Raw genomic sequence first — 18,976 nt, 5'->3', positions numbered from 1 at the left:
ATCCATTATGAATGCTCGAGTATACAGCTTTTTGCCTGCTAACATAGTCCCCCAGGAATCCATATAGAGCCTAAATTAAAACCGCCGCTCAATACCCACTTGTGACAAAATTCGGGTAGAAATTTCTTCAACGGATAAATGCGTGGTATTAATAAATGGAATGCGTTCTTTTTGTAGCAAGATTTCGACTTCTTTGGTTTCTTGCTGGCACTGGCGTAATGACGCATAACGACTGTTAGAGCGTCGCTCTTGACGAATAGCTGACAAACGTTCAGGCTCAATAGTTAAGCCAAATAGTTTATTTTTATAGGGTTTTAAGCACTCTGAAAGTTTCAAATTATCCATATCATCTTCAGTAAAAGGATAGTTGGCTGCTCGAATACCAAATTGCATGGCCAGATATAAACAAGTTGGTGTTTTACCACAGCGAGAAACACCAATTAAAATTAAATCAGCTTTATCATAGTCTCGAGTACGACCGCCGTCGTCATTATCGAGCGCAAAGTGAACCGCGTCGATTCGTTGGGTATAGCGAGGGTTGGAGTCGATTTCTCTTACCCGGCCAATATGGTGAGTAGAGTGTTGTTTTAATTCCTGCTCTAAAGGCGACAGATAACTAGAAAAAATATCCATCATAAACGCATCAATTGCTTTGAATAGCAGGCTGATTTGTTGGTCTACAATGGTGCTGATGATAATCGGGCGGTGGCCATTACTGAGGCCCATTTGTTTGATATCCTCAACTACTTTTTGGGCTTTATCAATGGTATCAACAAAAGGAACTGTGTGGCAGTCAAACTCAATATGCTCAAACTGCGTTAACAAACTTTGACCCAGTGACTCGGCAGTGATACCTGTACTGTCGGAAATAAAGAAGACACAACGTTTCATATTTAATATAAGCTAGTGGTTAAAGGGTTGCTGCAAAGCCTTATTGCAAAGGATTGTTGCAAATAAGTCCATAGTTTATACCTAATCACGTAGATACATAAATTAAACAAGTAATTTTTGTCAGTTTAGTTATACTGATGCCGACTCCTAATCGTGGTCTTGTTAATGGTCACTTGACTTATTAGACAAGATTTAGGACGACCACAGCCTTGTAATTTTGTAAATAAACGACCCTCAATGAAAGGGGAGATTCGATCTTGGAAGCTTATGTTGTTTCACTGGCCGAACTCGGTGCCAATGATGTGGAAAAAGTGGGAGGAAAGAATGCCTCCCTTGGGGAAATGATCAGTCAACTAACGGCAGCAGCGGTTAAAGTACCTACTGGTTTTGCGACTACAGCGGAAGCCTATCGTGAGTTTTTAGAGAAGAGTGGGCTAAACCAGCGCATTCATGATGAATTAGATAAACTCGATGTGGATGATGTCAATGCGCTGGCTAAAACCGGTGCGCAAATTCGTCAGTGGGTTATTGATGAACCGTTTCAGCCTGAGCTGGAACAAGCGATTCGAGATGCCTATGGAAACATGTGCCGTGATTTGCCTGAAGTCGCTGTGGCGGTACGTTCATCTGCAACGGCAGAAGATTTACCTGATGCATCATTTGCTGGTCAGCAAGAAACTTTCTTAAATATTCGTGGTGTTGATCAGGTGATTCATGCAGTGAAAGAAGTCTTTGCTTCCCTGTTTAATGACCGTGCCATTGCTTATCGTGTGCACCAAGGTTTTGATCATAAACTGGTAGCTTTATCCGCGGGCATCCAACGGATGGTTCGGAGTGAAACTGCTGCCTCTGGGGTGATGTTTACTCTGGATACTGAATCTGGCTTTAATGATGTTGTGTTTATTACCGCTGCTTATGGTTTGGGAGAAACTGTCGTACAAGGTGCAGTGAATCCTGATGAGTTTTATGTACACAAGCCGACTTTACAAGCAAATCGCCCAGCAGTGTTGCGTCGTAACTTGGGAACTAAAGCCATTAAAATGGTTTATAGTGATGACCAAGAAGTGGGTAAAACGGTTGCGACAGTTGATGTGGAGATGGCAGACAGGCAACGCTTCTGTATTACTGATGAAGAAGTCTCTGAGTTAGCTAAGCAGGCACTGATCATTGAACAGCATTATGGTCGCCCAATGGACATTGAGTGGGCTAAAGATGGTGAAGATGGCCAGCTTTATATTGTCCAGGCTCGTCCTGAAACCGTGAAAAGCCGCTCTCATGCAGCTACCATGGAGCGTTACCTGTTAAAAGAGCAGGGTAAGGTGATTATTGAAGGTCGGAGTATTGGCCAGCGTATTGGCAGTGGTCCAGTCAAAGTCATTCATGACTTAACTGAAATGGATAAAGTTCAGCCTGGTGATGTGTTAGTGACTGATATGACTGACCCTGACTGGGAGCCAATTATGAAGCGTGCTTCTGCGATCGTCACTGACCGAGGTGGTCGTACCTGTCATGCGGCTATTATTGCTCGCGAACTGGGTATTCCTGCGGTTGTAGGCTGTGGCCAAGCATCAAGCAAGCTAAAGGATGGTCAGTTGGTAACAGTCTCCTGTGCGGAAGGAGATACTGGCCTGGTCTATGATGGACAACTAGCGTTTGATGTGAAACATAGCTCAGTCGATTCCATGCCAGAGTTGCCATTTAAGTTGATGATGAATGTGGGTAATCCAGACCGTGCATTTGATTTTCAGGCAATTCCAAATGAAGGAGTGGGTCTGGCGCGTTTGGAATTTATCATCAATCGCATGATAGGGGTTCATCCTAAAGCACTCCTTAATTTTGAGCAGTTGCCAGACGATGTAAAACAAATCGTTGAGCAGCGTATATCAGGCTATGCCAGCCCTGTTGATTTTTATGTGGAAAAACTAGTGGAAGGGGTGGCAACTATCGCAGCGGCCTTCTATCCAAAAAAAGTCATTGTGCGGTTGTCTGACTTTAAATCCAATGAGTATGCCAACCTAATTGGTGGTGATCTTTATGAGCCTCATGAAGAGAACCCAATGTTAGGTTTCCGTGGAGCCTCTCGTTATATATCCGACGACTTCCGTGATTGTTTTGAGCTGGAATGCCGAGCCATGAAAAAAGTCCGTGATGAAATGGGCTTAACCAATGTGGAACTCATGGTGCCATTTGTCCGCACAGTAGGTGAAGCCAAGCGGGTATCTGAATTATTAGCTGAGCATGGATTAAAACGAGGTGAGAATGGCTTGCGCTTGATCATGATGTGCGAGTTGCCAACGAATGCATTGCTAGCTAAGCAGTTTTTAGAGTATTTCGATGGGTTTTCTATCGGCTCTAATGACATGACTCAGTTAACGTTGGGCTTGGACCGTGACTCTGGCATTATTGCTCACCTGTTTGATGAGCGGGATGAAGCGGTAAAAACCCTGCTTTCCATGGCCATTCAAGCGTGTCGTGAAGCGGGCAAATACGTGGGTATTTGTGGGCAAGGCCCATCCGATCATCCAGACTTGGCTCGCTGGTTGATGGATGAGGGGATTGAAACGGTGTCACTGAACCCTGATTCAGTATTAGATACCTGGTTTTATTTAGCTGAAAATAATTAATTATTAGAGATCCGCTTAAGTCTATAATTTCACTCATTCTGATAGGACGTCAGAATGAGTGAATAGTAAATGGAATAGGTAGAAAACCTGTTAAACTTTCAAACCAGAGGACGGTTATGAAATCTTTTCTCTCGATTTTTTTATTAATTACCCTTTCTTTAACTGTGCAAGCAGCAGGTAAATCGGTGACCTATCAGGTTGAAGGTAAGCCGTACGAAGGTTATTACATCGGGGCAGCTGCGAACTCTCCTTTGGTGCTACTTATTCATGATTGGGATGGACTGACTGACTATGAGCAAAAGCGGGCCAGTATGTTAGCCAAGCTCGGTTATACCGTGTTTGCAGCAGATTTATTTGGAGCGGGTGTTCGACCAACAGAAGTGAAAGATAAACGTCAGCATACGGGTGAGTTATATAAAGACCGAAAAAAAATGCGCACTTTATTACAAGCGGCTTTAGATACTGCTAAACGTAATGGAGCAGATATTAAGAACGCAGTGGCGATGGGCTACTGTTTTGGTGGAGCAGCGGTATTAGAGTTGGCTCGGTCAGGGGCTGATTTAAAAGGGTTTGTCACTTTTCATGGCGGTTTAGGCACACCAGAAGGACAGACTTATGCGGCGACTAAAGGTAAATTGTTGATTTTACATGGTACAGCCGATGCCAACATCACCATGGAAGATTTTGCCAGACTGGCTAAAGAGTTGGAAACCAGTGGGATTAATCATGAAATGATCACCTATAGTGGTGCTCCCCATGCATTTACTGTATTTGGTTCAGATCGGTATCGCAAAGAGGCTGATCAGCAGTCATGGAAACGTTTTACTGGCTTTTTAGCTGAGGTTTTTAATCCATAGCTAACGTAACGGCATTATACTGGGTTGATCTTAAGCTGGTGTGATAGGTTGCGGCATAGTTTATCTTATGGATATTCACTACCAACGGCATTGGCGTTTATTGTGGGTTATAGGCGTTAAATTAAGCTACTGTTTATTGTTTTGGCCAGGTGCTGGGTATGCAGATGAACTAATGCCAAACAAAGGCTTTGTGTCTGCGTTAGTCGGAGACTGGCGTGGGGAAGCATTACAAACCCCTATAGGCCAAAGGCCTTATAACATCAGTTTTCATTGGGTTTCGACACAGTGTATTTCAGGTGTAGCAAATAATGGAGTAAGCCGTCATACCTGGACGTTTTGTCAAAATGATAAGAATCAATTGGTGCTTACCTTTTTATCTGATTTTGCGGGTAATAATACGCCCATTCACTTTAAAGTTATTAAAACTAACAGCGAACAGCTTACTTTTAAAGCTAATTCCCATCCCTTTATGGAAGTCACTGTTAGTCGCTATGGTGATGTGCGCTGGATAAATGTGGTCCATTATGGCAAGTTGCATGTTCGTATCATGTTAAAAAAAATACATGTTGATCAGCCTTAAAATACCCTATCAGTTAAGTCATTATTAACCTAAATTCTTCCTCTCTAACAATGCAGCGCCTTGATTGATTTTAGTGCTATGCTGAAATAATAATGTCTAAGCGAAGCCATGTAGTTTATAGTTATTTGAAATATGTTGCTTGTTTTTACTGCGGTTTGCTGGTTTGTCAACTGGCCAGTGCCGTAGAGCGCATAACCATCGCTGTGGGTGAGTGGCCACCTTATATCTCAGATAAGATGAAATACCAGGGAGTGGTGGGGCGAGTCATTCGAGATGCCTTTGCTATAGAAGGTGTGCAGGTTCAGTATCGTTTCTATCCTTGGTCTAGGGCTCTGGAAATGACTAAGAAAGGAGCGTTCCATGGTAGTGCTCCTTGGTATATAACAGAAGACCGAAAACAACACTTCTTATATAGTAACGATTTTGTATGCAGAATTACGGCGGTATTTTTTCATTTAAAAAGTGTCGATTTTGATTGGAAAAATTATAAAGAATTAGGAAGAAGCTATAAAATTGGTGCAACCATCGGCTATTTATACAGCGAAGAATTTCAGCAAATGGTAAAAAATAAAGTCATCAATGTCGAGTGGGTAGCAACGGATGAACTTAATTTTAAAAAATTACTTAAGCACCGAATCGATATTTTTCCAAATGATGCCATAGCAGGATATGCACAACTTTATAAGTTTTTTCCTGAACAGGAAGCCGCATTGGTAACAAATCATCCAAGAACACTTAAAGATGACCCCGCCTATTTGATGATCTCGAAAGGGTTTCCAAATAGTACACAGTTGAAAGAAAGGTTTGATCGAGGGCTTAGTAAGCTAAAGAGAAGTGGTCAATTTGATGAGTACTTTAATGAATTGCTTGAAGGGAAGTATGTAGAAATTGGAGAAGATGATTGATCAAGTATACAGTGATTTACGTATACTTGATCTTAGGAGCTAAATATCGATTAATCTTTTTTTAATGGAAAGCAGTCGCGCCCCCTTTTAAAAAGGAATAATTTTTGTAGCCATACTCTTTTAAATAGTAATGTAACCAGCGGTTTTGCTTGCCGACTTTATCAATAAATAACAAGTTGTTATCTTTTATGATTCGTCTTTTTAACAGTGGAATAATTCTAGAGAGTGGTATCCGCTTTCTGGCTTTAAAGGGAATTTTATCTTCTGTTCGCTGAAATGAGTCCCGAATATCAATAATATGCAGACTGTTCTGACGAGCAAGGGCATGCTCTTTTTCCATTAGCGCACTGCTGTATTCATCAGGTGAAATGAGTTTGTTTTTGTTGTCAAGGGTTTTATCGAGTAGCATAGTGAGGTGATTATAGTCTTGAGCCCAATCAAATATACCACTGTCATAGGCATAGCTGGGTTTGGCTTCATTACCTATTTTTCTAACGGCTTTATAGGATTTTTCGCAACTATGCCCATTACAGTAGAAAACAACACAGGCTTTGCCGGATTGTTGATAGGTAGATTTCACTTTATTGATAAAATTTCTGTTTCCTAATGAAATGTTAATTGCATTTTTAATATGAATAACATCAAATTCAACACTGCTCCTGACATCAATAATAAGGCAACTATTGTAGTTTTTATGTAATTCTTGTGTGCTGATAACTTCGACATCCTTATATTTTTCTCGGTGAGGAAAATGGTGATTAGCGTAACTGTTACAATAGGTAAATAAGCTGAGTAGTAGTAATGAAATAGTGGGTAAATTGCTAAAGTAGGTCGTTTTTATATTTGATTTATTTAGCGATATCATATCAAAAAATCCTTTTTTAACTGCCAGACAGAAACAATTTAATAGCCTGAAAGGCATAATTACAAGTAGCCATACTACTATGAATTAGACTATGTTATAACCTTAAGTCAACATGAAGTAGCTGGGGTAGCATCAAAATAATGTAAAACAAGTGAGTTTGTGTGTGAATTGCCAGCTTTTTTGAATATGTTTAGATTGAGCTTTGTGATCTTAGTTATAAAGACACCTTATTTTTATAAAAATTGCTAGTTCATGTGCATGACAAACGGTAAAATTATTGACGTTTTATAGATAATATGTGGCTTTTGCAAAACACAGTAGAGAGTTTATATGGCGTCATTACTAACCCACCCTGTTGTGCCTGTAGTATTAGGATTAGCATTGAAAAATTCTAAAATTACATTTCCTTTGTTATTGGCCGCTGCAATTGCTTCTATTTTGCCAGATTTAGATGTGATTGCGTTTCACTTTGGTATTCCCTATGCGTCACCGTTTGGTCATCGAGGGTTTACCCATTCGATTAGTTTTTCAATAGTGGTTGGCCTGGTTGGCATGATGGGATATCGACTTTTAAAAACAACGCCTATGTGGGCATTTGCTGGATTGTTTATTGGCTCAGTATCTCATCCGTTATTGGATGCTATGACTAATGGTGGTCTGGGGGTTGCCTGGTTATGGCCATGGGATGACCGCCGGTATTTTTTGCCTGACCGTCCTATTCAAGTGTCACCTATTGGGGTATCTCGATTTCTGTCTGAACGGGGATTACAAGTATTATGGTCTGAACTGCAGTGGGTATGGCTACCAATGATTAGTATTGGACTGGCAATGTACGGGGTGCGAGTGAGTTATAGCCGATTATTCAGGAAAGAATTAATAGAATAAGAAATGCTAAAGCTGTTCAAAGGCTTTGTCAGATGGGGTTGGTCTTCTAATCGCTGCACCTCACTCCATTACTTATTATTGATAGGCTATTTGATTAGAGTTAATGGCTGCCTAAATAAGTTAACTTATTATGAATTGTCTTTGTAATGGCTTGTTGAGTCGATAAAGATAATTCGTCGTGTTCATTTTCAGTGAAACGTAGTCTAAACAGGTGAATAAAAGGTCGTTGAGATTGAAAGCTTCTTAGATCGGGGTTTAATAAAACAGGTAAAAAGGGAAGGTTGTGCTTTTCTTTAAAACGGTTAATAACAACTTGCCCCCCTATATGAAGGGGTAATAACCTGAAGGTGTTTTTTTTATGCTTTGGAACAGCAATGACAATTCCTTGTTTATTAAGGCACTCCCCGGGTAATAATAGAATACCAGTGTTAATAAGGTATTTTTCACTAATATGATTAAAGCTATTATTGAAAATGTAAGGGTTTGGTAAAATAATTAGATGTTCGTTGTTGTCTTTTGGTAGAACCACCTCAAAATGACTATATAGCTTTTCTACATTAGGGCTGTAAACACAAAACCCTTTTGTTAACTGTTTAAAGAAGTGTAATGCAGATAATTTATTTCGATTTATATTTAGATCCCAATATAAGCTAATATTAGGGTTTGCGATTGGCGTGGTCGCTTTTGCGGATGCTTGAGATGATATAACGGCGATTGTTTGAGTCATTATTGCTGTCCATCCTTAGACTATTTAATGCAACTAACAAATGTCAATATCATGAAATGATGAATAGCTGATAAAGTGTTCTCCTTTCTTATACTTGGCTATTTCTAATTATAGCAATGCTTCCCTATCATTAACCTGTTGTTTGATTTGCAACGGAGTGCTGCTCTTCATCTTCCCATACTTTTTGTGGAACATACTGTAGTGTTGTTTGATAACCCATGTCATATAGTGTGAGCTTATCCGTTTCTGACAGATTAAACTCAACTGGAGAAAAGTGTTTGGTATCGACAATAATAGTCGAGTGCCAAAAAGCTTCATTAATATATTCCCTGGAAATGGTTGTCATGAAAGTACGAATAAGCATACTTAAATAATCTTTAATAGGCATTAGGCTGTTGGAGCTAATTTGAGTATGCTTTTGGCTACTGCGCATACGGAAACAGATTACCGGCGTATTATCACCAGACCAGTCACGATGCAATGCATCTTCAGATAGAATACTGCCGTCAACTAATACATGGTCATCAAAGTGCTGGAAGCTGAAAATGAGTGGAATGGAAATTGAGAAGCGTACGGCTTTAGCTACCTTGAGGTCAGGGGTGTTTGTCCGATTAAAAATAACGGGTTGGCTGGAGGCAACGTCTGTTGCAACAATGTGTAAATCTAATGCTAAGTCTTTAAAGGTGACGCCTCCAAGCTGATCATCTAACCAGTGCTCAAATACATGCCCGTTGGATAGGCCGCCAGATCGAATTAGGCTGATGATTGATTGACCACGAAACTGTTGAAAGTCCACATGTAGTGTCAGCTCCTTCAGTTCGTCAACACTTTTGCCTGTGGCATAAAGTGAAGAAACAATACTGCCACCTGATACACCCACTATGTGTTGAAAACCGATACCTAATTCTTTTAAGCCTTGTAAGATACCAACATGAGCGGGTAAGCGTGTTCCCCCACCTGCTAAAATCGGGACAATGGTTGTAGAGTGTGTCACTGCTGCTACTGCCGTCATTGGTTAGATTACAATTTTATTATGTAACTATAGAATAAGTGTAAACAGTCTGAGCGAAGTAAAGCATAATAATACGTCATGGATAAATGGTGTTTAATAACTAGCGCAGCATCTTGTAAGTAAGAGATACGTTGCAGGCCAATCAGGCTACTGGTACTACGAGTTACTCTTTTGTAGCATGCTGCAAAAATTTATACTTGCATTTTACTGGGGAATTAGGCAGAATGCGCAGCCGTCGGCAGTGCACGACAAACGCGTTATGGTGGCCTTTATCGGTCCTCTCGCAATGAATATCTGTAAACCCCGCCAGGCCCGGAAGGGAGCAACGGTAGCAGGGACTTCATGTGCCGAGATGTGGCTGGTAGAGGCTGCCGCCATCTCCAAACCTTCACCTCATATAACTCCATTGACTACTTTTTGTCAGACTGCTTTTGGTCTTTAGGTGTTTCTTGTTTTTTCTGCCAAGCTTTTTTGATAATGATGGATTCTACAGGCACATTCTGCATGCCTTGCTTATTACCAGTGTTGGTCTTAGCAATGGTGTCAACCACTTCGATACCGGCAGTTACTTTACCAAAGACTGCATAGCCAAAGTCTCTAGCACCATGGTCTAGAAAGGCGTTATCTTTTAGATTAATAAAAAACTGGGAAGTGGCTGTGTCAGGGGAAGGTAAACGTGCCATGGCAATGGTGCCACGCAGGTTTTTTAAACCATTATTGGCTTCGTTTTTGATACTAGGTCGAGTATTTTGACGGTTTAGCTGAGGGTCAAAACCACCACCTTGAATCATAAAGCCAGGAATGACTCGATGAAAAATTAACCCATTATAAAACTCATCATTAACATATTGTAAAAAATTCTTGACTGAAATAGGTGCTTTATTTGCGTAAAGTTCCAGCTCTATGTGTCCTTTATTCGTTTCAAATACAACAACAGGATTGGTGGCGAAAGCATTGCTGATAAATAACCAGCTACTTAATAACAAGGTATTCACTATCAAATAGGCTTTTTTCATGAGGATCCTCATTAGCATCAATTGTAGGAGTGTGAACATAAAAGCGTTTGCCTGGTCAGGCAAGGCAGGCTGTTAAAAATACCTGTTGTTGAGGGGCGGTGCAATTCAAGGTAAGCCTGATTACAAATAATACGAGAGAGTAACTGCCTTGATGAATTTGATTTTATTAGAGGTGCCCTTAGCTTTGCGCTCAACCAAATATTTGAGCGAAGTTGACGGCTAATTGGGATAGCCTACATTTATAGTAACTGAATTTTGATTAAGATAACTACAATATTGGGTCATGGAAGACAACAATTGCCGAATATACGAACACGATTATTGTCTGACTATTAGCCAGTTAGCCTGCTGGGCTGCTCGTGTTTTATTATATGGTTTTAGTTTGTGTTGCCTAAGTGTATTCAGTTGGGGAGCGAGCCGCTGTCTTACTACTCCAAAAACACTGTTTAAGCCAGGTAAAATCGAGTGTAGTTACAAGGTATATGTAGTTCCTGTCAATCAACACCTTTCTCGCGAAGTAAAATACCAGCTCCCTCTGGGTGAACCACCAAAGGAGGGCTGGCCTGCTGTGTTATTTTTTCAAGGTAATTTCTTTCCTGTTCAGTTTAAACGCTCAACAGATGATCCGTTGGGCAGTTACTATGAAACCCTAGCTGTAAAAAGGTTGCTAGATCAGGGGTTTGCTGTTTTGGCACCTAAGGCTGAAGCAGAGCTGGATTGGTTAACTAACTCTGCAGGGCCATTTACCCAATATGAGCTAACCAGTGATTACCGTTTTTTTAAAAACTTATTATCGGCTATCAAGCAAGGAACGTTTGGGCCTATCAATGATAATCGAAAATATGCCACTGGTATGGCCAGTGGTGGCTATAATACCAGCAGGATGGCTATTTCCTTTACCAATGAATTTAAAGCGTTAGTGATACATTCTGCTTCATATGCCACCTGTACAGGGACAACCTGTAGTGTGCCTCACTTGTTGCCTGGTGCTCACCCACCGACTTTATTTGTACACGGCTTTTTAGATACCGTGGTGCCTTGGTGGACCATGGATCAATACTACGTAAAACTACAAGAGCAGAATATTCCCACCAGCCGAGTAACTGATTATTTAGCCGGACACCAATGGGTGCCTGAGTCACCAGTCGCCATGATTACTTGGTTCCAGCAGTACCCTTAAGGCTGTATAACAACTATTCTCTAGCCGTTTATTCACTAACAATTAGTCCTTTTTCTCTGCTGGTTTAACTGATAAATGACTTGTATCTGGTGCAGGTGGTGGTGTTTTTTTGCTTGGTTCCACAATATAGCCTTTCATTGGTGCAATTGAGAGCTCACTGGTATCTGGTGGGGGAGGCGGTGCTGTTTTTGAGGGTTCCTTCATCAGTGAACCGGTAGGCGCAATAGACCACTCAGGAGCATCAACAGAAGCTTCGCTACTTTCTGCCTGGCTAGCCTGGTCAGATGGCTCTGCTGGTTTAGGAGGCTGCTGAGCCTGAGCCGGAGGTGGTTGCTTAGCATGTGAAGTGGGTCGGCTGGATGCGGCTGAATCTGAAGCCCCCATCTCTGTCAGCTGACAGTTTAAGCCTGCTTTTTTCAAGGCCTGTAAGTATTTTTCGCCAGTGGCTTGATCTAGCTGGTTTTTAATCACCACTCGTTTGCCAGAGAAGAAAATAGCTATTTGTTGCTCATTGGCTTTAAATAACTTCGCTACATTTTGTTTGGCTGCAGTTTCTGTAAAGCCAGAGATCAGCTCACCATGGAATACCAGTTCGTATCGTTTACTCATATTAGCTAACAGTGAAACAGAGAAAAAGGGTTAGAACTGTTGAGTATTTGCTTGAAGGGATATCCTTTAAGAAAACGTCAGCAGTCTTTGGAATAGTTATAAGCTGTTATTAGGATTTGAGCAACCTTTGATATGAAAGCAAAAAGTTGTTAGACAATTTGAACTGTAGAATGATTTGAGCTGCATCCTTATATCCAACCTTGTGTTTTTTGTGAATCATTACTACAAAGAAATTAGTATCTTTCTGTCATATTTATGTAAATTGAATTACGTTGAATAAGTATATAGTTAGTTTGACAGAGGAAGTATCAGTTTGATTGCAGTATATCAACATAAACGAAGAAAGGAGGCTTTGTGCCAAAAAGTAGTCACTTTAGCCTTCCTTCTGGCAAGTTGGTCAGTCAGTTCATTTTGCTATGCACTTGAGTTAGCTCCATTACCAGATTTTTCTAAAAATCCTCAGCCTAAAATCACTTTATTTACGATTGCTGGCTCAAATACCATCGGAGCTAAGTTAGGGCCTGCGCTTGTGCGACAGTATTTAGCTGATAAAGGCTTAACTGAAATTCAGGAAAAAGAATTAGCAACCAACGAAAAGGAGATCGTTGGGCTAGCCAAACAGCAAAATAAATCAGTGGCCATTGTCGTTAAAGCTCATGGGTCTTCCTCCGGTTTTAAAGCCATCGCAGCAGGAAAAGCAGACATTGCTGCTGCATCTAGGTCGATTAAAGACAAAGAACATAAGTTGTTAAGCTCTAAGGGTGATTTTAAAAGTGATACAGCAGAACATATTTTAGCGATTGATGGGCTAGCGATTATTGTTAATCAGTCTAATCCACTCAAGCAGCTGTCTGTGGAGCAGGTTGGCAGGCTATTTACTGGTAATATTTCTAGTTGGAGCCAGATAGGGGGGGCACCTTTAAAAGTTATCTGCTTTGCGCGAGATGATGCCTCTGGTACTTGGGATACCTTTAATGGGCTCGTATTGAAAAAGCAGTCACTTGTAGCTGGAACAGAGCGGTTTGAATCAAATGCGGAGCTAGCGCGTAAAGTCGCAGCAAGTTCAGGAGCCATCGGTTTTGTTGGTTTAAACAGTATAGGAAACGCTAAACCATTAGCGATTTCAGCAGGAGGGGATAATTACTTAGAACCTAATTTACTGAATGTAGCAACGGAGGATTACCCTTTAGGACGTCGATTATATTTTTATGTAAGTCCTAATACTCCATCGACATTAGCGAAAGAGTTTGTTGAATATGCTTTGAGTGCAAAAGGACAAGAGATTGTGAATGAAGCAGGGTTTGTTGGTCAAAATATAGCAATGCTTAACCAACAATTAGCTGCTAAATTTCCCGCCGATTATATTGAGCAGGTGAAAGGCTATCGTCGTTTATCTGTTAACTTCCGGTTTCAGATAGGAAAAGCCAAGCTAGACAATAAAGGTAACCGTGACTTAAAACGGATGAAGGCCTTTTATGAACAGCAAAGAAAAAATGGCCCTGTTAGTTTCATTGTTCGGGGGTTTGCAGAGGAAGCGGGTAATGCGAAAAAAACAGAATTATTAGCTAACTTACGGGCAAAAGTTGTTAAGCGCGAACTCATTAAAGCTGGGCTGGATCGCAACTCGTTGAAGGTTATTGGCTATGGGGCACTTCATTTAACCCAGTCTAATAACGATCCCGCGACCAAAGTCAAAAATAGCCGTGTTGAAGTTTGGTTGAAAAGCAGCCCATGATAGAGTTAAGAGGATAAAAAAAGGCCATTTAGAATGGCCTTTTTTTATCCTTACTTCTTTTTAGATTTATGAAACTTAGGCTTTTCTTCTGGGGCTTGAAATATTAAATAAAGCTCAGTCACAACATCAGCCAGTTGGTTAAACATGTCTTCTACCAACTCGGCATCCTCCCTCATTTCTACAAACTCAGGTTGATCACTGAATAATCCAGAAAGCACCATGATTGGCAGTAATAATTCACTGACCTCTTGATGGTCTTTGTTAAACCAGAGAGCTTCTGCTTCAAAAACGGTGGTCATAAAGCCAATTGACCAGGCTTCAGCTGCATCTAACCACTGATTTTCTTCAGTGAACTGGAAGGGTAGCAAAGGTGGTTCGGCAAGATACAACTGGCGTTGAATTTGCTCAGCCAGTTTATTTAAAACTGAGGCTAGCTTATCTTGCGGAAACGACTCTGGCAGGGTTGATTCACCAATAACCACTTGGCAAACAGCTTGCCCCTCAATACTGGGAATAATAGCGTTCGCTGTGAGTAGGCCTAAACACTCTAAACCCGTTAAACCATCTTCTGTTAGAGCAGGGTGGCCTAACAATTGCTCAAGTTGATCAATGTGTTGTTGAAAAGAAGTGTGTAGCATTATGTCTCAACTATCAAAAAATAAAATCTATTTTAAGTCTATTGGAATAAATTGAAAATGCTGGGTTTTCAATTAGCTATTTTTCTTGCTTGCTATTCAGGACTACTGACTCACTATATACTCTTGCCTTTCCTGAAAAAACGAGTCCTGTAGAAAAGCGCCTTGTAGCTAACGACATAGTGGCCTGTAAAGTGCCGCTTTATTTATAGAGTGCAGCACTAGGTTTGTATAAACAGTGGGAGTAAAACTGGGTGAGCCACACTACGCAAGCTGAATTAAAGAACTTACTAAAAAAAGTGTTTGGCTACGATGAGTTTAGAGGACAGCAAGCTGAAATTATAACCACATTGGTTAATGATCAAGATGCAGTTGTGATTATGCCAACAGGTGCCGGTAAGTCTCTTTGTTATCAGCTGCCTGCTATTGCGCGTGCTGGTACTGCGATTGTGGTGTCACCTTTAATAGCACTGATGCAGGATCAGGTAGCGGGGTTGATGGAAAATGGTATTAATGCTGCGGCACTTCATGGCCATTTAACCAGGGAGCAGCGCCAGGCCACAGAGCAAGCATTGTTGGCCGGTCAGCTTGATATACTCTATGTGGCTCCAGAGCGTTTAAAAAGTGAACGACTTAGGCGTGTGTTTCAACAAATTCCTTTGGCATTGTTTGCTATTGATGAGGCCCATTGTGTTTCCCAATGGGGGCATGACTTTCGGCCTGACTATTTAACACTTGGCTGTTTAGCCCAGGAGTTTCCACAAGTACCTCGCATTGCCTTAACAGCAACTGCAGATAAACGAACCCAGCAGGAGATAATTGAGCGCTTACATTTACAGCAAGCACAATTATTTTGTTCAGGGTTTGATCGAAAGAATTTATTTTATCATATTGAGCCTAAACAACAGTCCAGACAGCAACTGTTGGATTTTTTATCACAACAGTCGGGAGAGGCGGGAATTATATATTGTGCCAGTCGCCGAAAAGTGGAACAGACAACTGAATGGCTACAACAGCAAGGTTTTGCGGCACTAGCTTATCATGCTGGGCTGGATGCAAAGATCCGTGAATCCAACCAACGACAGTTTATTTATGAAGATGGTCAGCTAATGGTGGCGACAGTTGCTTTTGGGATGGGAGTGGATAAGCCTGATGTGCGGTTTGTTGTTCATTTAGATATGCCACGCAGTATCGAGTCTTATTATCAAGAGACTGGCAGAGCAGGGCGTGATGGCTTGCCAGCTATTGCATGGATGCTCTATGGGTTGCAAGATGTATTATTTAATCGTCAGCTATTAGCACAATCAACTGCAGAGCCCAGGGTAAAAGCAGTAGAGCAGCATCGCTTAGATACCATGCTGGCTTTATGTGAGAGCACCTGTTGTCGGCGCCAAGTGTTATTACGCTATTTTGGTGAAAATTACACTAAGCCTTGTGGACAGTGTGACTGGTGTGTAAATCCTGCTAGTACTTGGAATGCAACAGAGTCTGCTCAAAAAGCATTATCTTGTGTTTACCGTACCCATCAGCGTTATGGAGTTAGCCATGTGATTAATGTGTTGCTGGGCAGGAATAATAAGCAAATTCTGCAATGTGGGCATCAGCAGCTGAGCACGTGGGGAATTGGTCAAGAACTTAATGAAGCCCAGTGGCGGTCAGTATTTCGCCAATTAATTGCGCAAGGTTATTTAGCGATCAGTATGGATGGCTATGGTACTTTGCAACTCACTGAATGCTGTCGCCCTTTGCTACGTGGTGAAATCGCTTTGTATTTGCGTTCAGACCAACGTGCGGTTAAACGACCAAAAGGCCGCTTTGAACTGGAAGTTTCCCCTGATGACTACCCCTTGTGGCATGCATTGAAACGGCTAAGGCGCCAGTTGGCAGCTGATCATCAAGTGCCCCCTTACCGTATCTGCAGTGATGCGACCTTATTTGCGATGCTACAATTGAAGCCAACTCAGCAAAACCAACTATTACAAGTACCAGGTATTGGTACCCATAAAAGACGACAGTTTGGTAATCAGTTTATCGAGTTGTTTACTGCTGCCCAATATGCAGACGAGGAGTTTTCTTAAAATACCTTTATTTTGGCTTGATCACTTTTCCCAGGGCCATTTTTGGCGTTCGGGAGCAGTACTTTTTACACCTTCTACTGAGTAAGGAGGGCTGTCACTAACGGGGTTAGCAAGTTGCTGTTTAACCCATAATTGTGTAACTACTAATAGACAAAGAAAGTGATATACCAAGTCGAAGTATGCAAGTCCTAAAAATGCACCACCTGTTGCATAAGCAATAATACTGACCTGAATCATTCGAGCCAATTGGTTTGCCCATAACATGTCGGGTCTATTTTTGGTATGACGAATAATCCAACTGCCTGTTCGCCAAGCAAACGTAAAAAGTAGTAAAAATAAAAAGAGTCCTATGAAGCCTTGCTCACCCATCACTTCAAAATAAATACTATGAGCATCATGTACTCGTTCAGGGTTTGAATAAATAGCAAAGTTTTCAGGAGTCCAGATTTTAAAACTGCCTCCTGTGACACGACTTTTGGCTAAGTTAAAAGCCATTTCCCAGGCGCTTAAACGGCCAAGTCCAGAATCGTCAATCTCAGGGCCTTCCTCTGCATTGGTAATGTATTTACCTACCACTGGAATAGAACCCATGCGTTCAAACCAGTGACTAGGTAAAAAAGGTGTAATGGTTAATAGGCTCACTATGAAGACAATGGCCAAGGGAAGTTTATGGCTGCTTTTGAGCCATAAAAAGCCAAGCATACAGGCAAAAGCTAAGAATGCACCTCGCGAGAAAGTACTGAGAACTGATAAAGCACATAACATTATGCTGGCTAACAGAAAGCGTTTTACCATTTTCTTGGAGCTGTTTTGGTAAAGGTAGACAAACAAGGGGATTATCATCAGAAGTGCAACCCCCAGCTCGTTATTACCCTCTATAACAGAACCTGGGGGCCCCCAAACGCGGTAACTTAATCCAGTCAGTAGAGAAAAAACACCACCCTTGATGCCGAAAAAACCAACTGAGAGGGCCATCACCCAAACTAAGCCATGAATTCTCTCTTTGGATTGAATTAAAATCATAGATAAAAATACAAAAAACTGTACTTTCATTACTTCTACATAACTGACGAAGGCATCTTCAGGATATATGGCAAACAGAGTGCTGATGTTAACCCATATAATAAAAAGGATTAATGTCACTGTGACGGGGGTAACAGGGAGTTTTTTGTTCTCTTTTGAAACAAGAAACGCAAATATGGTAACAATGGCTACAATGTAGGCAAAGGGAAAGTTATAGGCAAAACCCCAACCTAGGCGGTGGGGGTTCATGTAGCTAATCCAGGCAAATAGAAAAATGCCTATATGTGGTCGGCGAAATACAAGTGGCAAACATCCAAAAACAATTAGCGTAACGATAATGTCGCGCATTTTCTATTCCCTTAGGCGTTTCTTGACCAAGGTGGGCAGTCGATTTACCCAACAGCTAATTAACAAACTACACTTGATAGGTTTTAAGTTGCAGTCGAGAGGCTATATTTGCATCTATCTAAGTAAACAAATATTAAGTTTGATGCATCTGATATATGGCAACTCATTAATCATATTTATCAAGTATGGTAATTGCTATCACATTAAACAGGTGTATTAAAAATACCAAAAAAATAGGTTTAATAGCGAAAAAAGCATGCTATAGGGTTAAAAACGGCTCGTCAACGCCAAAGTTTAGTTTTAGGGATATTGGTTAACAAAATATTTAATTAAAGATTTGAATAAGGTAGATACCACAGAATAATGTTAATGATTATCCTACTTGCCCATTACTCTGGGGAACTAACTAGCCCGACTTTATAGAACTAAAGAAGATGTGATTTACGTCTCGAATTAGCAAATAGAATAAGTGTAGGAAGTGATAATTGAGCATGGTCACATTATTAGAACCTTGCCTAAAGAAATGTAGTTTGTCTTATTCAAACGCAATATAATCTTGCACCATTAATTATTTGTATCTAGTAGGAAAATATAAGCATTGTTAATGCAGCTTCACTGACTAGTAAATAAGTTTGTGAATTAGACAGAAAATAAAGAGGTCAGCTATCCAGTTAACAACTAAAATCAACTTATCCAGGAAAACTTGCTTAACATTCCCACAAAATGCCAGTCATATGTAGATCTGTATTAACTTTCTTGCGATAAAAGTTGATACGTAAGTAACTATTGGTGGTAGCCATGATAAATAATAGCCTGAAGATTCATACCAACATAAATGATAGTGACTTATTTGTTGAATTTTCAAAGAAAAATGTCACCAATAACGTCAATCAATACTGTATAAATATTCAATTGCCTGTTGTTGGATATGGAATAATCAATCAGTCGATACCTTTAGCAGATGATGATATCAATAAACTATTTGAGTTTTTATCACTGAGATGAG

The 18,976-nt window shown here is 40.7% G+C and carries 17 protein-coding genes and 1 other RNA gene; 10 read left to right on the top strand and 8 right to left on the bottom strand.

Features of this window, described 5'->3' with window-relative positions; all coding sequences use genetic code 11:
• Positions 1 to 75: 75 nt before the first annotated feature.
• Complete coding sequence (gene ppsR, locus ORQ98_RS18555; protein ID WP_274690304.1) at positions 76 to 891, bottom strand: posphoenolpyruvate synthetase regulatory kinase/phosphorylase PpsR; 816 nt, start codon at positions 889 to 891, stop codon at positions 76 to 78.
• 257 nt (positions 892 to 1,148) lie between these two features.
• On the opposite strand from ppsR, the gene ppsA reads away from it, so the two are divergent.
• From ppsA to ORQ98_RS18535, 4 genes are all read left to right on the top strand, one after another.
• Positions 1,149 to 3,515 carry a phosphoenolpyruvate synthase gene (ppsA, locus tag ORQ98_RS18550; protein WP_274690303.1) on the top strand — a complete coding sequence of 789 codons (2,367 nt, stop codon included), beginning with the start codon at positions 1,149 to 1,151 and terminating at the stop codon, positions 3,513 to 3,515.
• Between the two features lie 116 nt (positions 3,516 to 3,631).
• Positions 3,632 to 4,372 carry a dienelactone hydrolase family protein gene (locus ORQ98_RS18545; RefSeq protein ID WP_274690302.1) on the top strand — a complete coding sequence of 247 codons (741 nt, stop codon included), beginning with the start codon at positions 3,632 to 3,634 and terminating at the stop codon, positions 4,370 to 4,372.
• Positions 4,373 to 4,439: 67 nt separating this feature from the next.
• Entirely contained in the window at positions 4,440 to 4,952 is a 513-nt protein-coding gene (locus tag ORQ98_RS18540) for a hypothetical protein (protein ID WP_274690301.1), read from the top strand.
• Positions 4,953 to 5,044: 92 nt separating this feature from the next.
• Positions 5,045 to 5,857, top strand: coding sequence for a substrate-binding periplasmic protein (locus ORQ98_RS18535; protein ID WP_274690300.1), 813 nt, complete (start codon positions 5,045 to 5,047; stop codon positions 5,855 to 5,857).
• Between the two features lie 61 nt (positions 5,858 to 5,918).
• On the opposite strand, the gene ORQ98_RS18530 is transcribed toward ORQ98_RS18535, so the two are convergent.
• The gene (locus tag ORQ98_RS18530; RefSeq protein WP_274690299.1) at positions 5,919 to 6,722 is read right to left on the bottom strand and encodes a rhodanese-like domain-containing protein; all 804 of its coding nucleotides are present in this window, start codon (positions 6,720 to 6,722) and stop codon (positions 5,919 to 5,921) included.
• Between the two features lie 330 nt (positions 6,723 to 7,052).
• Between ORQ98_RS18530 and ORQ98_RS18525 the strand changes: the two genes are divergently transcribed.
• The gene (locus tag ORQ98_RS18525; protein ID WP_274690298.1) at positions 7,053 to 7,607 is read left to right on the top strand and encodes a metal-dependent hydrolase; all 555 of its coding nucleotides are present in this window, start codon (positions 7,053 to 7,055) and stop codon (positions 7,605 to 7,607) included.
• Positions 7,608 to 7,707: 100 nt separating this feature from the next.
• Here ORQ98_RS18525 and ORQ98_RS18520 read toward each other — a convergent pair whose 3' ends face one another.
• Both ORQ98_RS18520 and ORQ98_RS18515 read right to left on the bottom strand, forming a co-directional pair.
• Positions 7,708 to 8,334, bottom strand: coding sequence for a hypothetical protein (locus tag ORQ98_RS18520; protein ID WP_274690297.1), 627 nt, complete (start codon positions 8,332 to 8,334; stop codon positions 7,708 to 7,710).
• A 130-nt stretch (positions 8,335 to 8,464) separates the two neighbouring features.
• Entirely contained in the window at positions 8,465 to 9,346 is an 882-nt protein-coding gene (locus ORQ98_RS18515; protein WP_274690296.1) for a patatin-like phospholipase family protein, read from the bottom strand.
• 270 nt (positions 9,347 to 9,616) lie between these two features.
• Here ORQ98_RS18515 and ffs point away from each other — a divergent pair.
• Positions 9,617 to 9,713: signal recognition particle sRNA small type (gene ffs, locus ORQ98_RS18510), an RNA gene on the top strand.
• Between the two features lie 43 nt (positions 9,714 to 9,756).
• Here the strand turns inward: ffs and ORQ98_RS18505 are convergent.
• Positions 9,757 to 10,362 (bottom strand): peptidylprolyl isomerase, encoded by a 606-nt coding sequence (locus tag ORQ98_RS18505; protein WP_274690295.1) that lies wholly within the window; start codon positions 10,360 to 10,362, stop codon positions 9,757 to 9,759.
• 283 nt (positions 10,363 to 10,645) lie between these two features.
• Between ORQ98_RS18505 and ORQ98_RS18500 the strand changes: the two genes are divergently transcribed.
• Positions 10,646 to 11,542 (top strand): extracellular medium-chain-length polyhydroxyalkanoate depolymerase, encoded by an 897-nt coding sequence (locus ORQ98_RS18500; protein ID WP_274690294.1) that lies wholly within the window; start codon positions 10,646 to 10,648, stop codon positions 11,540 to 11,542.
• Between the two features lie 42 nt (positions 11,543 to 11,584).
• On the opposite strand, the gene ORQ98_RS18495 is transcribed toward ORQ98_RS18500, so the two are convergent.
• The gene (locus ORQ98_RS18495; protein WP_274690293.1) at positions 11,585 to 12,151 is read right to left on the bottom strand and encodes a hypothetical protein; all 567 of its coding nucleotides are present in this window, start codon (positions 12,149 to 12,151) and stop codon (positions 11,585 to 11,587) included.
• 313 nt (positions 12,152 to 12,464) lie between these two features.
• On the opposite strand from ORQ98_RS18495, the gene ORQ98_RS18490 reads away from it, so the two are divergent.
• Positions 12,465 to 13,886: a substrate-binding domain-containing protein gene (locus ORQ98_RS18490; RefSeq protein WP_274690292.1), complete on the top strand. Its 1,422-nt coding sequence runs from the start codon at positions 12,465 to 12,467 to the stop codon at positions 13,884 to 13,886.
• A 50-nt stretch (positions 13,887 to 13,936) separates the two neighbouring features.
• Here ORQ98_RS18490 and ORQ98_RS18485 read toward each other — a convergent pair whose 3' ends face one another.
• Entirely contained in the window at positions 13,937 to 14,524 is a 588-nt protein-coding gene (locus ORQ98_RS18485) for a YecA/YgfB family protein (RefSeq protein WP_274690291.1), read from the bottom strand.
• 251 nt (positions 14,525 to 14,775) lie between these two features.
• Here ORQ98_RS18485 and recQ point away from each other — a divergent pair, with 251 nt between their 5' ends.
• Positions 14,776 to 16,599, top strand: coding sequence for a DNA helicase RecQ (gene recQ, locus ORQ98_RS18480; RefSeq protein WP_274690290.1), 1,824 nt, complete (start codon positions 14,776 to 14,778; stop codon positions 16,597 to 16,599).
• 21 nt (positions 16,600 to 16,620) lie between these two features.
• Here recQ and ORQ98_RS18475 read toward each other — a convergent pair whose 3' ends face one another.
• Positions 16,621 to 17,970, bottom strand: coding sequence for a putative O-glycosylation ligase, exosortase A system-associated (locus ORQ98_RS18475; protein ID WP_274690289.1), 1,350 nt, complete (start codon positions 17,968 to 17,970; stop codon positions 16,621 to 16,623).
• A 798-nt stretch (positions 17,971 to 18,768) separates the two neighbouring features.
• On the opposite strand from ORQ98_RS18475, the gene ORQ98_RS18470 reads away from it, so the two are divergent.
• Positions 18,769 to 18,975 (top strand): hypothetical protein, encoded by a 207-nt coding sequence (locus ORQ98_RS18470; RefSeq protein WP_274690288.1) that lies wholly within the window; start codon positions 18,769 to 18,771, stop codon positions 18,973 to 18,975.
• The last annotated feature ends 1 nt before the right edge of the window (position 18,976 follow it).

Source organism: Spartinivicinus poritis, assembly GCF_028858535.1.
In the GTDB taxonomy this organism is placed as follows: Bacteria; Pseudomonadota; Gammaproteobacteria; order Pseudomonadales; family Zooshikellaceae; genus Spartinivicinus; species Spartinivicinus poritis.
Note: the sequence above shows the minus strand (reverse complement) of the source record. Positions and strands in the feature narration are given on the sequence as shown.

What these genes read in the sequence shown, in the direction of transcription:
- ORQ98_RS18540 (WP_274690301.1), top strand. Translation starts at nt 4,440, where the DNA reads ATGGATATTCACTACCAACGGCATTGGCGTTTATTGTGGGTTATAGGC.
- ppsR (WP_274690304.1), bottom strand. Translation starts at nt 891, where the DNA reads ATGAAACGTTGTGTCTTCTTTATTTCCGACAGTACAGGTATCACTGCC.
- ORQ98_RS18470 (WP_274690288.1), top strand. Translation starts at nt 18,769, where the DNA reads ATGATAAATAATAGCCTGAAGATTCATACCAACATAAATGATAGTGAC.
- ORQ98_RS18530 (WP_274690299.1), bottom strand. Translation starts at nt 6,722, where the DNA reads ATGATATCGCTAAATAAATCAAATATAAAAACGACCTACTTTAGCAAT.
- ORQ98_RS18545 (WP_274690302.1), top strand. Translation starts at nt 3,632, where the DNA reads ATGAAATCTTTTCTCTCGATTTTTTTATTAATTACCCTTTCTTTAACT.
- ORQ98_RS18475 (WP_274690289.1), bottom strand. Translation starts at nt 17,970, where the DNA reads ATGCGCGACATTATCGTTACGCTAATTGTTTTTGGATGTTTGCCACTT.
- ORQ98_RS18515 (WP_274690296.1), bottom strand. Translation starts at nt 9,346, where the DNA reads ATGACGGCAGTAGCAGCAGTGACACACTCTACAACCATTGTCCCGATT.
- ORQ98_RS18535 (WP_274690300.1), top strand. Translation starts at nt 5,045, where the DNA reads ATGTCTAAGCGAAGCCATGTAGTTTATAGTTATTTGAAATATGTTGCT.
- ORQ98_RS18520 (WP_274690297.1), bottom strand. Translation starts at nt 8,334, where the DNA reads ATGACTCAAACAATCGCCGTTATATCATCTCAAGCATCCGCAAAAGCG.
- ORQ98_RS18525 (WP_274690298.1), top strand. Translation starts at nt 7,053, where the DNA reads ATGGCGTCATTACTAACCCACCCTGTTGTGCCTGTAGTATTAGGATTA.
- ORQ98_RS18505 (WP_274690295.1), bottom strand. Translation starts at nt 10,362, where the DNA reads ATGAAAAAAGCCTATTTGATAGTGAATACCTTGTTATTAAGTAGCTGG.
- ORQ98_RS18495 (WP_274690293.1), bottom strand. Translation starts at nt 12,151, where the DNA reads ATGAGTAAACGATACGAACTGGTATTCCATGGTGAGCTGATCTCTGGC.
- ORQ98_RS18500 (WP_274690294.1), top strand. Translation starts at nt 10,646, where the DNA reads ATGGAAGACAACAATTGCCGAATATACGAACACGATTATTGTCTGACT.
- ORQ98_RS18485 (WP_274690291.1), bottom strand. Translation starts at nt 14,524, where the DNA reads ATGCTACACACTTCTTTTCAACAACACATTGATCAACTTGAGCAATTG.